This is a genomic window from Pantoea sp. SO10 (assembly GCF_005281435.1).
Taxonomy (GTDB): domain Bacteria; phylum Pseudomonadota; class Gammaproteobacteria; order Enterobacterales; family Enterobacteriaceae; genus Pantoea; species Pantoea leporis.
The window spans coordinates 3,168,309-3,181,156 of sequence record NZ_CP040095.1 but is presented as its reverse complement, the minus strand read 5'-3'; the positions used below and the strand labels follow the sequence as shown (position 1 = coordinate 3,181,156).

Below are 12,848 nucleotides of genomic sequence, written 5' to 3'. Positions count from 1 at the left end.
ATGCCTTTTTGCTTAGAGGCGCGGCTCAACCGGCACCACATTCTCGCCTGGATAGCAGCCAAGAACTTTTAATGAACGGGTTAAGCCGCTCAACTCGGTTAACGCCAACTGCATATTTTCTGACTGCAGATTGCCCTGCACATCAATATAAAACATCTCTTCCCACGGATTGCCGTTGATGGGACGGTTTTCCAGTTTGCTCATGATGAGGCCGTGGTTACGTAATACCATCAGCGCTTCAACCAATGCCCCCGCTTGTTGACCCGTCGCCATGATCAATGTTGTTTTCGCCGGAACCTGACCCGAAACTTCAATCGCTTTACGTGCCAGCACGATGAAGCGCGTATGGTTCTGCTGTTGATTGGCCAGATTGCGCTCCATCACCTGCAATCCATACAGCTCACCGCCCGCTTCGCTACCCAATGCGGCAACCTTTGGTGAATTCATCGCTGCCACTTTCTCCATCGCTGCAGCGGTGCTTTCGGTGTATTCGATTTTCCACTGCGGGAAACGATTAATGAACTGGCTGCACTGCTGGAATGGCTGAGGATGACTGTAAACCGTTTCGATCTGCTGCAAATCGGTGCTGCCGTTGACCAGCACACAGTGCTCAATTGGAATGGTCAGCTCACCCACAATCGATAGCGTGGTTTGCTGAAGCAGATCGTAAACGTCGTTGATCGAACCAGAGCTGGTATTTTCAATCGGCATCACCGCGTAGTCCGCTTGTCCACTTTCCACCTGATGAATGATGTCATGGAATTTCAGGCAGCCGATCTCAACCATTGAATCAAAATGCCGGGTAGCGTATTTGCGCGCCGCGAGATGTGAGTAAGAACCTTTCGGACCAAGGAATGCAATGCGCGGTGCGTGAGCATGTGGATGGTTGAGATTCTTTTGCAATAAGGCTTGCTGAGTTAGAACTGAATCTTCAATCACCAACTGAAACAGGCGAGTGATGTAATGCGCATCAAGCTGATGCTTTTTACCCAGTGAAATTAAGTTTTCCAGCAGAGCGCGTTCACGCTCAACATCGCGAATAGGGCGATGCGTTGCCAGTTTAGCCTGCGCAACTTCAACGGCCAGTATGCGACGCTCCGACAAAAGCGCTAAGAGTTTTTCATCAACGGCGCTGATTTTATCGCGTAATGCCAGCAGCGGATTTTCGGGATTCATAGGGCTCACCTGTAAAATGTCCAATAAAAAAGCCTCCCATTTGGGAGGCTTTGTTGTTCGTCTTCGCATTCATTTTCACATGACGAATCGCCTCCCAATCAGGGGAAGGTAAAAAAGAATGCGAAGAAGAACGGCAGATGTTTCATGGTTGTTTCCATAAATAAAGTGGCTTGAGAGTAACCGCAGTGATTTAAAGCTGTCAATAAAAAAACGCGCCCGGAGGCGCGTTACTAAAGATGTTTGCTTATTCCGTAGGAAGAAAATCTTTCACACTGCTGTTGGCGCGACGGGCTTCGGGTTTGTGTTGCGCTTTATTGAGTTGTCGCTCCAGCTTGGCAATCAAGTCATTGATGGCCGTATACATATCATCATGTTTCGCGCTGGCAACCAGCGTTCCGTTAGGCGTATTTATGGTGGCATCAGCCACAAACTCCTTCGGCTCTTTCGATAACACAATGTGAGGGTTTATCAGATGTGTTTGCCATTTTTCCAGCTTGGCGAGACGCTCTTCAACGTGGTTACGGATGGCCTCGGTGATTTCCATTTGTTTGCTGGTAATGTTCAGAATCATAGTTAAACCTCTCTGTCATTTCCGTGTGGGTAGGTCCAGCATACCGCGGAAATTAAGAAAATGTGTGATCTAAATCACATTGAAATGTCACTTTTTGTCAATGCCGCTTAATTGTGAGAAAGGCCGGGAAAGTGGCGGGAAATACTTGAAGACGACTGGGGAAGGGCGCATGATTGACTGGATAACTGCAGCGATAAATCTGTAAAACTGCTGAATTATCCACAAAGTGACATAAAAAAAGCAGCCTCATGGGCTGCTTTTTTGTGGGTGTAATAATCAGGACTGATTATTTGCCGCAATGATTTTTGCCACTTTGTCGGCTTCAGCCGTCAACTGCAGCTGGCGGTAAGCATTCTCCATCAACGGCAACGCTTCATGGGTCGCCTCAGTATCCGGATAATCCTTCATCATTGTTTCCACGCGGTTAACAACAGCGACATAGGCACCGCGCTTGGTATAGAATTGCGCCACCGAGAGTTCATACTTCGCCAGGCGCTCTTTCAGGAATGCCAAACGTTTCTGCGCATCCGCAGCATATTGGCTGTTTGGATAACCGCGCAGTAATTGCGAGAAGTCACGGAAAGCATCACGAGCGTGCGTCGGATCACGATCGGAACGATCGATACCGAAGAAGCCCTGCAGTGCAGAATCATCCAGCGCCATATCCGTCAGACCTTTCATATAGATGACATAGTCGATATTCGGATGGGTTGGATTCAGACGCATAAAGCGAGAAATAGCGGCTTGCGCCAGTGGCAGATCGGCATTTTTGTAATACGCGTAGATCAAATCCAGCTGTACTTGCTGCGAGTAAGGGCCAAACGGATAGCGGTTATCCAGTGCTTCCAGTTGCTTAATCGCCGCTTTAAAGTTACCGTCCTGCAGCTTTTGCTGGGCCGTGGCGTAAATTTCAGACGGCGGGCTGTCCGGGACTGGATCTGATGAGCCAGAACAACCCACAAGCGCCAGGCTCAGGCTCAGTGTGGCAGCAGCCACCAGATGTTTCATACGCGTCATGACGAAATGATTATCCTCAAAGTGTTGTAGCAGAAGCTGTCCGTATAGCTCCCAGTTATGACCAGGTACGATAGCACATTATATTAAACGGCATCGCCGTGAAAACCCAACGTTAACGAAGAAGCTGTATATGGCACAACAAGTTCAACTCACCGCAACGGTGTCCGAAGCACAGCTTGGACAACGCTTAGATCAGACTTTGGCAGAATTGTTCCCTGATTATTCACGTTCTCGCATAAAAGAATGGATTCTTGAGCGCCGAGTCAGCGTCAACGGCACTATCATCGATAAACCAAAAGAAAAAGTTTTTGGCGGTGAGCATGTCTCGATTGATGCTGAGATCGAAGAAGAGCAACGCTGGGAAGCGCAAAACATCCCACTGAATATCGTCTATGAAGATGACGACATTCTGGTCATTAACAAACCTCGCGGTTTGGTGGTACATCCCGGCGCCGGTAATCCTGATGGCACAGTGCTTAACGCACTGCTTTATCACTATCCACCGATCGCTGACGTACCTCGTGCAGGTATTGTTCATCGTCTGGATAAAGATACCACCGGTTTGATGGTGGTCGCGAAAACCGTTCCTGCGCAAACGCACCTGGTTGAAACGCTGCAGCTGCGCGAAATCACGCGTGAGTATGAAGCGGTGGCTATTGGCACCATGACTGCGGGCGGTACGGTGGATCAGCCCATGGCGCGCCACTCAACCAAACGTACGCACATGGCGGTGCACCCGATGGGTAAACCGGCAACCACGCACTATCGTATCATGGAGCACTTTCGTGCCCATACGCGTTTGCGTTTGCGTCTCGAAACCGGTCGTACCCATCAAATTCGTGTGCATATGGCGCATATTAACCATCCGCTGGTGGGCGATCCGCTGTACGGTGGCCGTCCACGCCCGCCAAAAGGGGCATCTGAAGCTTTCATCACTACGCTACGGGGTTTTGATCGCCAGGCGCTGCATGCCACGATGTTACGTCTCTATCACCCGATCACCGGTATTGAGATGGAATGGCATGCGCCGTTGCCGCAGGATATGGTCGATTTAATTGATGCGCTGAAAGCCGATACCCTTGAATTCCGCGATCAGATGGATTGGCTATGAGTGAATGGATCATCCCGGATTGGCCTGCGCCGCAGCATGTTCGGGCATGTTCCACCACGCGTTACGGCGGCGTCAGCGCTGCTCCATGGGATTCGTTGAATCTTGGTGGGCATGTTGGCGACGCTGAGGCGCATGTTGCTCAGAATCGTCAGCGCCTGGTTGAACAACTGGCGCTACCTGCAATGCCGCAATGGCTAGATCAGATCCATGGTCAAGTGGTTGCGCGTTTACCCGCCAGCGAACCGCTGCCGCGCGCTGATGCCGCAATCACGCGTGAAAGCGGGGTGGTTTGCGCAGTGATGACGGCGGATTGTTTACCGGTGCTGTTCTGCAGCAAGGATGGCAGTGAAGTGGCGGCAGCACATGCCGGTTGGCGTGGACTCTGTAATGGCGTGCTGGAGCAGACGTTGTCACAGTTTCACTGCGCGCCAAATGACATTCATGCATGGCTTGGTCCGGCAATTGGGCCGCTGGCATTTGAAGTTGGCTCGGATGTCAGAACGGCATTTATGGCCCATGATTCACAAGCGGAAGAGGCATTCCGCCCGGCGGGTAACCAATACTTCGCCGATATTTGGCTGCTGGCGCGTCAGCGTCTGCAGGCCGCCGGCGTGCATTCCATCAGCGGTTCAACGCGATGTACCTTCCATGAGCGCGATGATTTTTTCTCCTACCGACGCGACGGAATCACCGGGCGTATGGCAACTTTGATTTGGCTGAGATAACCTTACGCCACAAGACGGTCCAGTTAGCGTATTTTTTGCTCACAACTCAGGTCATTAACCTTGAAAAATTTGAGGGATGACCTCATTTAATCTCCAGTAGCATTTTGACCTGTAATGGGAGGAATTATGCGTCTGGATCGTCTTACTAATAAATTTCAACTGGCACTTGCCGATGCACAGTCCCTTGCTCTGGGACATGACAATCAATTCATTGAACCCCTTCATTTGATGAGCGCATTGCTCAACCAGGAAGGCGGATCGGTGCGTCCGTTGCTCAGCGCAGCGGGTGCCGACGTGGCTGGCCTGCGTACCAGCATTGAACAAGCGATTAATCGACTACCTCAGGTTGAAGGCACGGACGGCGATGTGCAGCCATCCGCCGATCTGATTCGGGTACTTAACCTGTGCGACAAGCTGGCGCAAAAGCGCGGCGACAACTTTATATCATCTGAATTATTTGTATTGGCGGCCCTTGATTCACGTGGCTCGCTGGCTGATCTATTGAAATCAGCTGGCGCGACTCCGGAAAAACTCTCTGCGGCCATCGAGCAAATACGGGGAGGAGACAGCGTGAACGATCAAGGGGCTGAAGATCAGCGTCAGGCATTAAAAAAATACACCATCGACCTTACAGAGCGTGCCGAACTCGGCAAGCTGGATCCGGTTATCGGTCGTGATGAAGAAATTCGCCGCACCATTCAGGTGTTGCAGCGTCGTACCAAAAATAACCCGGTGCTGATTGGTGAACCCGGCGTCGGTAAAACGGCTATTGCCGAAGGTTTAGCGCAGCGCATCATCAATGGCGAAGTGCCGGAAGGGCTGAAAGGCCGTCGCGTGCTGGCTCTGGATATGGGTTCGCTGGTGGCGGGCGCCAAATATCGCGGTGAATTTGAAGAGCGCCTCAAAGGCGTGCTTAGCGATTTGGCGAAGCAGGAAGGCAACGTCATTCTGTTTATCGACGAACTGCATACCATGGTGGGCGCAGGTAAAGCCGATGGCGCCATGGATGCCGGCAACATGCTGAAACCCGCATTGGCGCGCGGTGAGTTGCACTGTGTCGGAGCAACTACGCTGAATGAGTATCGTCAGTTCATTGAGAAAGATGCGGCGCTGGAACGTCGTTTCCAGAAAGTCTTTGTTGCTGAGCCGAGTGTCGAAGATACCATTGCCATTCTGCGCGGACTGAAAGAACGCTATGAGCTGCACCATCACGTGCAGATCACCGATCCGGCGATTGTGGCTGCGGCCACGTTGTCGCATCGTTACATCTCCGATCGTCAGCTGCCGGATAAGGCCATCGACCTGATAGACGAAGCGGCCTCAAGCATTCGTTTACAGATGGATTCGAAGCCTGAGTCCCTTGATCGCCTTGAGCGCCGCATCATCCAGTTGAAACTTGAGCAGCAGGCGCTGAAGAAAGAGTCTGATGACGCCAGCGTGAAGCGTCTGGAAATGCTGGAAAGTGAACTTGACCAGAAAGAGCGTGAATATGCTGAGCTGGAAGAGGAGTGGAAAGCGGAAAAAGCCTCATTAACCGGCACGCAGAACATTAAAGCAGAGCTGGAACAAGCGCGCCTGACGATGGAGCAAGCGCGTCGCGTTGGTGACCTGGGTCAGATGTCTGAGCTGCAGTACGGTAAAATTCCGGAGCTGGAGAAACAGTTAGCCATCGCTACGCAGTCTGAAGGTAAAACCATGAAGCTGTTACGTAATCGCGTAACGGATGTGGAGATTGCCGATGTACTGGCGCGTTGGACCGGAATTCCTGTCGCACGCATGATGGAAGGCGAGCGCGACAAGTTGATGCGTATGGAGCAGGAACTGCATTCACGCGTCATCGGCCAGAACGAAGCGGTAGAAGCGGTTTCGAATGCGATTCGTCGTAGTCGTGCCGGCTTGTCCGATCCGAATCGTCCAATTGGTTCCTTCCTGTTCCTCGGACCAACGGGAGTAGGGAAAACCGAATTGTGCAAAGCGCTGGCTAACTTCCTGTTCGATAGCGATGACGCGATGGTGCGTATTGATATGTCCGAGTTTATGGAAAAACACTCGGTGTCGCGGCTGGTGGGTGCACCTCCGGGATATGTCGGCTATGAAGAGGGCGGTTATCTGACCGAAGCGGTACGTCGTCGGCCTTATTCGGTGATTCTGCTGGATGAAGTGGAGAAGGCGCATCCTGATGTGTTCAACATTCTGTTGCAGGTGCTGGATGATGGTCGCTTAACCGATGGGCAGGGCCGTACGGTCGATTTCCGCAATACCGTGGTGATCATGACCTCGAACCTTGGCTCCGATCTTATTCAGGAACGTTTCGGTTCTCTGGACTATGCGGAGATGAAACAGGTGGTGATGACGGTTGTGGGGCAGCATTTCCGCCCAGAGTTTATCAACCGTATCGATGACATGGTGGTGTTCCACCCATTGGGCGAAAAACACATTGCTTCAATTGCGCAGATTCAGCTGCAACGTTTGTATAAACGTCTTGAGGAGCGTGGCTATCAGCTGCATATCTCCGATGAGGCGCTCAAACTGCTCGGCGAGAATGGCTACGACCCGGTGTATGGTGCGCGTCCATTGAAACGTGCTATTCAGCAGCAGATTGAAAACCCGCTGGCTCAGCAGATTCTTTCTGGTGCCCTGGTTCCGGGAAAAACCATCGAAATGGATGTAAAAGACGATGTGATTGTTGCTCATCAGTAATCACTTCTGATTAAAACGGGCCTGCAGGCCCGTTTTTTTTGGCCTTTTGCAAGAATTAGCTGCTTTTTGCAACGTATAGCCTGGAAAGTGAGCGGTCGCGCGAAAACTTCAAATTAGCACTTGTCAGCTGAAATGAACTCCCTATAATGCGCCACCACTGAGACGGCAAAGCGGCAACGCAGACGACTCGGCAGGGAGTGAAGAAATTCATCCCGCCGGATGAAAACGCTGAAAAAAGTGTTTGACTCCGAAGGAGAGTAGCGTAGTATACGCCACCTCGCGACAGACGGTTCAGCCGCTGTTCGCAACGCTCTTTAACAATTTATCAGACAATCTGTGTGGGCACTCGCAGGATTGATATCCGCGTCTCCGGACGCAAAAAAATATCAAAGCCTCACGAGTGAACACATAATGAAATTCATTATGACGTTTTACAGATGAGCACCGCTGAACTGGTTTCAGCAAATCAAACTTAAATTGAAGAGTTTGATCATGGCTCAGATTGAACGCTGGCGGCAGGCCTAACACATGCAAGTCGAACGGTAGCACAGAGAGCTTGCTCTCGGGTGACGAGTGGCGGACGGGTGAGTAACGTCTGGGAAACTGCCCGATGGAGGGGGATAACTACTGGAAACGGTAGCTAATACCGCATAACGTCGCAAGACCAAAGTGGGGGACCTTCGGGCCTCACACCATCGGATGTGCCCAGATGGGATTAGCTAGTAGGTGGGGTAATGGCTCACCTAGGCGACGATCCCTAGCTGGTCTGAGAGGATGACCAGCCACACTGGAACTGAGACACGGTCCAGACTCCTACGGGAGGCAGCAGTGGGGAATATTGCACAATGGGCGCAAGCCTGATGCAGCCATGCCGCGTGTATGAAGAAGGCCTTCGGGTTGTAAAGTACTTTCAGCGGGGAGGAAGGCGGTGAAGTTAATAGCTTCACCGATTGACGTTACCCGCAGAAGAAGCACCGGCTAACTCCGTGCCAGCAGCCGCGGTAATACGGAGGGTGCAAGCGTTAATCGGAATTACTGGGCGTAAAGCGCACGCAGGCGGTCTGTCAAGTCGGATGTGAAATCCCCGGGCTTAACCTGGGAACTGCATTCGAAACTGGCAGGCTGGAGTCTTGTAGAGGGGGGTAGAATTCCAGGTGTAGCGGTGAAATGCGTAGAGATCTGGAGGAATACCGGTGGCGAAGGCGGCCCCCTGGACAAAGACTGACGCTCAGGTGCGAAAGCGTGGGGAGCAAACAGGATTAGATACCCTGGTAGTCCACGCCGTAAACGATGTCGACTTGGAGGTTGTTCCCTTGAGGAGTGGCTTCCGGAGCTAACGCGTTAAGTCGACCGCCTGGGGAGTACGGCCGCAAGGTTAAAACTCAAATGAATTGACGGGGGCCCGCACAAGCGGTGGAGCATGTGGTTTAATTCGATGCAACGCGAAGAACCTTACCTACTCTTGACATCCAGAGAACTTAGCAGAGATGCTTTGGTGCCTTCGGGAACTCTGAGACAGGTGCTGCATGGCTGTCGTCAGCTCGTGTTGTGAAATGTTGGGTTAAGTCCCGCAACGAGCGCAACCCTTATCCTTTGTTGCCAGCGGTCCGGCCGGGAACTCAAAGGAGACTGCCAGTGATAAACTGGAGGAAGGTGGGGATGACGTCAAGTCATCATGGCCCTTACGAGTAGGGCTACACACGTGCTACAATGGCGCATACAAAGAGAAGCGACCTCGCGAGAGCAAGCGGACCTCATAAAGTGCGTCGTAGTCCGGATCGGAGTCTGCAACTCGACTCCGTGAAGTCGGAATCGCTAGTAATCGTAGATCAGAATGCTACGGTGAATACGTTCCCGGGCCTTGTACACACCGCCCGTCACACCATGGGAGTGGGTTGCAAAAGAAGTAGGTAGCTTAACCTTCGGGAGGGCGCTTACCACTTTGTGATTCATGACTGGGGTGAAGTCGTAACAAGGTAACCGTAGGGGAACCTGCGGTTGGATCACCTCCTTACCTGAAGATACCTTCCCGCGAAGTGCTCACACAGATTGTCTGATAGAAAGTAACGAGCAGAAAAAACCTCTACAGGCTTGTAGCTCAGGTGGTTAGAGCGCACCCCTGATAAGGGTGAGGTCGGTGGTTCAAGTCCACTCAGGCCTACCAAATTTCTTCTCATGCTGCGTTAAAGCGCCGCTCGTATAGTGAACTATACGTCGCGCCACTTTGCCTTGCCTGAAAAGAAATTACCGTTTGTCAAAAACGGAACTCCTGGTGAGTGGTAGTAGTGGTCTCTGCAGTAACTGTATGGGGCTATAGCTCAGCTGGGAGAGCGCCTGCCTTGCACGCAGGAGGTCAGCGGTTCGATCCCGCTTAGCTCCACCATTACAGTGACTCAAAACAATACTTCAGAGCAAACCGGAAACGGTGTGCTGCGAAGTATTATGCTCTTTAACAATCCGGAACAAGCTGAAAATTGAAACGACGTATCGTCTTCATTCTCCGTAATAAGAATGAAGCGGCGATATGTTCGAGTCTCTCAAATGCTTGCAGTCTGCACGCGTTGCAAAACGCCTGTGGGTTGTGAGGTTAAGCGACTAAGCGTACACGGTGGATGCCCTGGCAGTCAGAGGCGATGAAGGACGTGCTAATCTGCGTAAAGCGTCGGTAAGGTGATATGAACCGCTACAGCCGACGATGTCCGAATGGGGAAACCCGGTGCACCCAGTGCATCATCGCAACATGAATACATAGTGTTGCGAGGCGAACCCGGGGAACTGAAACATCTAAGTACCCGGAGGAAAAGAAATCAACCGAGATTCCCCCAGTAGCGGCGAGCGAACGGGGAACAGCCCAGAACCTGAATCAGTTTGTGCGTTAGTGGAAGCGTCTGGAAAGTCGCGCGATACCGGGTGATAGCCCCGTACACGAAAGTGCACAGATTGTGAGTTCGAAGAGTAGGGCGGGACACGTGGTATCCTGTCTGAATATGGGGGGACCATCCTCCAAGGCTAAATACTCCTGACTGACCGATAGTGAACCAGTACCGTGAGGGAAAGGCGAAAAGAACCCCGGCGAGGGGAGTGAAACAGAACCTGAAACCGTGTACGTACAAGCAGTGGGAGCCTCTTTATGGGGTGACTGCGTACCTTTTGTATAATGGGTCAGCGACTTATATTCTGTAGCAAGGTTAACCGTATAGGGGAGCCGCAGGGAAACCGAGTCTTAACTGGGCGTTAAGTTGCAGGGTATAGACCCGAAACCCGGTGATCTAGCCATGGGCAGGTTGAAGGTTGGGTAACACTAACTGGAGGACCGAACCGACTAATGTTGAAAAATTAGCGGATGACTTGTGGCTGGGGGTGAAAGGCCAATCAAACCGGGAGATAGCTGGTTCTCCCCGAAAGCTATTTAGGTAGCGCCTCGTGAACTCATCTCCGGGGGTAGAGCACTGTTTCGGCTAGGGGGCCATCCCGGCTTACCAACCCGATGCAAACTGCGAATACCGGAGAATGTTATCACGGGAGACACACGGCGGGTGCTAACGTCCGTCGTGAAGAGGGAAACAACCCAGACCGCCAGCTAAGGTCCCAAAGTCATGGTTAAGTGGGAAACGATGTGGGAAGGCACAGACAGCCAGGATGTTGGCTTAGAAGCAGCCATCATTTAAAGAAAGCGTAATAGCTCACTGGTCGAGTCGGCCTGCGCGGAAGATGTAACGGGGCTAAACCATGCACCGAAGCTGCGGCAGCGACGCGTATGCGTTGTTGGGTAGGGGAGCGTTCTGTAAGCCGTTGAAGGTGTGCTGTGAGGCATGCTGGAGGTATCAGAAGTGCGAATGCTGACATAAGTAACGATAAAGCGGGTGAAAAGCCCGCTCGCCGGAAGACCAAGGGTTCCTGTTCAACGTTAATCGGAGCAGGGTGAGTCGACCCCTAAGGCGAGGCTGAAAAGCGTAGTCGATGGGAAGCAGGTTAATATTCCTGCACTTGGTGTTACTGCGAAGGGGGGACGGAGAAGGCTAGGTTATCCGGGCGACGGTTGTCCCGGTTTAAGCGTGTAGGCGGAGAGTTCAGGTAAATCCGGACTCTTATTAACGCTGAGGCGTGACGACGAGCCACCACGGTGGTGAAGTAACTGATGCCCTGCTTCCAGGAAAAGCCTCTAAGCTCCAGGTAACACGAAATCGTACCCCAAACCGACACAGGTGGTCAGGTAGAGAATACCAAGGCGCTTGAGAGAACTCGGGTGAAGGAACTAGGCAAAATGGTGCCGTAACTTCGGGAGAAGGCACGCTGTCATCAGGTGAAGTCCCTCGCGGATGGAGCTGAAGGCAGTCGAAGATACCAGCTGGCTGCAACTGTTTATTAAAAACACAGCACTGTGCAAACACGAAAGTGGACGTATACGGTGTGACGCCTGCCCGGTGCCGGAAGGTTAATTGATGGGGTTATCCGCAAGGAGAAGCTCTTGATCGAAGCCCCGGTAAACGGCGGCCGTAACTATAACGGTCCTAAGGTAGCGAAATTCCTTGTCGGGTAAGTTCCGACCTGCACGAATGGCGTAATGATGGCCAGGCTGTCTCCACCCGAGACTCAGTGAAATTGAAATCGCTGTGAAGATGCAGTGTACCCGCGGCAAGACGGAAAGACCCCGTGAACCTTTACTATAGCTTGACACTGAACATTGAGCCTTGATGTGTAGGATAGGTGGGAGGCTTTGAAGCGTGGACGCCAGTCTGCGTGGAGCCAACCTTGAAATACCACCCTTTAATGTTTGATGTTCTAACGTAGGCCCGTAATCCGGGCTGCGGACAGTGTCTGGTGGGTAGTTTGACTGGGGCGGTCTCCTCCCAAAGAGTAACGGAGGAGCACGAAGGTTGGCTAATCCTGGTCGGACATCAGGAGGTTAGTGCAATGGCATAAGCCAGCTTGACTGCGAGAGTGACGGCTCGAGCAGGTGCGAAAGCAGGTCATAGTGATCCGGTGGTTCTGAATGGAAGGGCCATCGCTCAACGGATAAAAGGTACTCCGGGGATAACAGGCTGATACCGCCCAAGAGTTCATATCGACGGCGGTGTTTGGCACCTCGATGTCGGCTCATCACATCCTGGGGCTGAAGTAGGTCCCAAGGGTACGGCTGTTCGCCGTTTAAAGTGGTACGCGAGCTGGGTTTAGAACGTCGTGAGACAGTTCGGTCCCTATCTGCCGTGGGCGCTGGAGAATTGAGGGGGGTTGCTCCTAGTACGAGAGGACCGGAGTGAACGCACCACTGGTGTTCGGGTTGTCATGCCAATGGCACTGCCCGGTAGCTAAGTGCGGAAAAGATAAGTGCTGAAAGCATCTAAGCACGAAACTTGCCCCGAGATGAGTTCTCCCTGACCCCTTGAGGGTCCTGAAGGGACGTTGAAGACTACGACGTTGATAGGCCGGGTGTGTAAGCGCAGCGATGCGTTGAGCTAACCGGTACTAATGACCCGTGAGGCTTAACCTTACAACGCCAGAGGCGTTTTGGTCTGAGAGACCGGATATTTTCAGCTTGTTTACGGAT

The 12,848-nt window shown here is 52.2% G+C and carries 7 protein-coding genes, 2 tRNA genes, 2 rRNA genes and 1 other annotated feature; of the genes, 7 read left to right on the top strand and 4 right to left on the bottom strand.

Annotation, left to right across the window (positions count from 1 at the left end; genetic code table 11):
* Positions 1-12: 12 nt before the first annotated feature.
* The 4 genes from pheA to bamD all read right to left on the bottom strand — a co-directional run bounded on the left by pheA (position 13) and on the right by bamD (position 2,764).
* On the bottom strand, positions 13-1,176 hold the full coding sequence (gene pheA, locus FCN45_RS14730) for a bifunctional chorismate mutase/prephenate dehydratase (protein ID WP_137386325.1): 1,164 nt from the start codon (positions 1,174-1,176) through the stop codon (positions 13-15).
* Between the two features lie 22 nt (positions 1,177-1,198).
* Positions 1,199-1,323, bottom strand: a sequence feature (Phe leader region).
* On the bottom strand, positions 1,275-1,322 hold the full coding sequence (pheL, locus tag FCN45_RS14725; protein ID WP_100703679.1) for a pheA operon leader peptide PheL: 48 nt from the start codon (positions 1,320-1,322) through the stop codon (positions 1,275-1,277). (Overlaps the previous feature by 48 nt.)
* 97 nt (positions 1,324-1,420) lie before the next feature.
* Positions 1,421-1,747, bottom strand: a complete 327-nt coding sequence (gene raiA, locus FCN45_RS14720) for a ribosome-associated translation inhibitor RaiA (protein ID WP_008109009.1) — start codon at positions 1,745-1,747, stop codon at positions 1,421-1,423.
* A 276-nt stretch (positions 1,748-2,023) separates the two neighbouring features.
* Positions 2,024-2,764, bottom strand: a complete 741-nt coding sequence (gene bamD, locus FCN45_RS14715) for an outer membrane protein assembly factor BamD (RefSeq protein ID WP_008109011.1) — start codon at positions 2,762-2,764, stop codon at positions 2,024-2,026.
* Positions 2,765-2,894: 130 nt separating this feature from the next.
* Between bamD and rluD the strand changes: the two genes are divergently transcribed.
* The 7 genes from rluD to FCN45_RS14680 all read left to right on the top strand — a co-directional run bounded on the left by rluD (position 2,895) and on the right by FCN45_RS14680 (position 12,791).
* Positions 2,895-3,875: a 23S rRNA pseudouridine(1911/1915/1917) synthase RluD gene (gene rluD, locus FCN45_RS14710; protein WP_008109013.1), complete on the top strand. Its 981-nt coding sequence runs from the start codon at positions 2,895-2,897 to the stop codon at positions 3,873-3,875.
* Positions 3,872-4,600 carry a purine nucleoside phosphorylase YfiH gene (yfiH, locus tag FCN45_RS14705; protein WP_137386324.1) on the top strand — a complete coding sequence of 243 codons (729 nt, stop codon included), beginning with the start codon at positions 3,872-3,874 and terminating at the stop codon, positions 4,598-4,600. The genes rluD and yfiH overlap by 4 nt, the downstream gene beginning before the upstream one ends.
* A gap of 126 nt (positions 4,601-4,726) precedes the next feature.
* Complete coding sequence (gene clpB / locus FCN45_RS14700; RefSeq protein WP_137386323.1) at positions 4,727-7,300, top strand: ATP-dependent chaperone ClpB; 2,574 nt, start codon at positions 4,727-4,729, stop codon at positions 7,298-7,300.
* Between the two features lie 474 nt (positions 7,301-7,774).
* A 16S ribosomal RNA gene (locus FCN45_RS14695) occupies positions 7,775-9,314 on the top strand.
* A gap of 73 nt (positions 9,315-9,387) precedes the next feature.
* Positions 9,388-9,464 (top strand) — tRNA-Ile (locus FCN45_RS14690).
* Positions 9,465-9,607: 143 nt separating this feature from the next.
* Positions 9,608-9,683 (top strand) — tRNA-Ala (locus FCN45_RS14685).
* Between the two features lie 202 nt (positions 9,684-9,885).
* A 23S ribosomal RNA gene (locus FCN45_RS14680) occupies positions 9,886-12,791 on the top strand.
* Together the 16S and 23S rRNA genes with 2 tRNA genes alongside form the textbook arrangement of a ribosomal RNA operon.
* Positions 12,792-12,848: the final 57 nt, after the last annotated feature.

Coding starts and splice junctions, on each gene's coding strand:
- raiA (WP_008109009.1), bottom strand. CDS start 1,747: ATGATTCTGAACATTACCAGCAAACAAATGGAAATCACCGAGGCCATC.
- bamD (WP_008109011.1), bottom strand. CDS start 2,764: ATGACGCGTATGAAACATCTGGTGGCTGCTGCCACACTGAGCCTGAGC.
- rluD (WP_008109013.1), top strand. CDS start 2,895: ATGGCACAACAAGTTCAACTCACCGCAACGGTGTCCGAAGCACAGCTT.
- pheA (WP_137386325.1), bottom strand. CDS start 1,176: ATGAATCCCGAAAATCCGCTGCTGGCATTACGCGATAAAATCAGCGCC.
- yfiH (WP_137386324.1), top strand. CDS start 3,872: ATGAGTGAATGGATCATCCCGGATTGGCCTGCGCCGCAGCATGTTCGG.
- clpB (WP_137386323.1), top strand. CDS start 4,727: ATGCGTCTGGATCGTCTTACTAATAAATTTCAACTGGCACTTGCCGAT.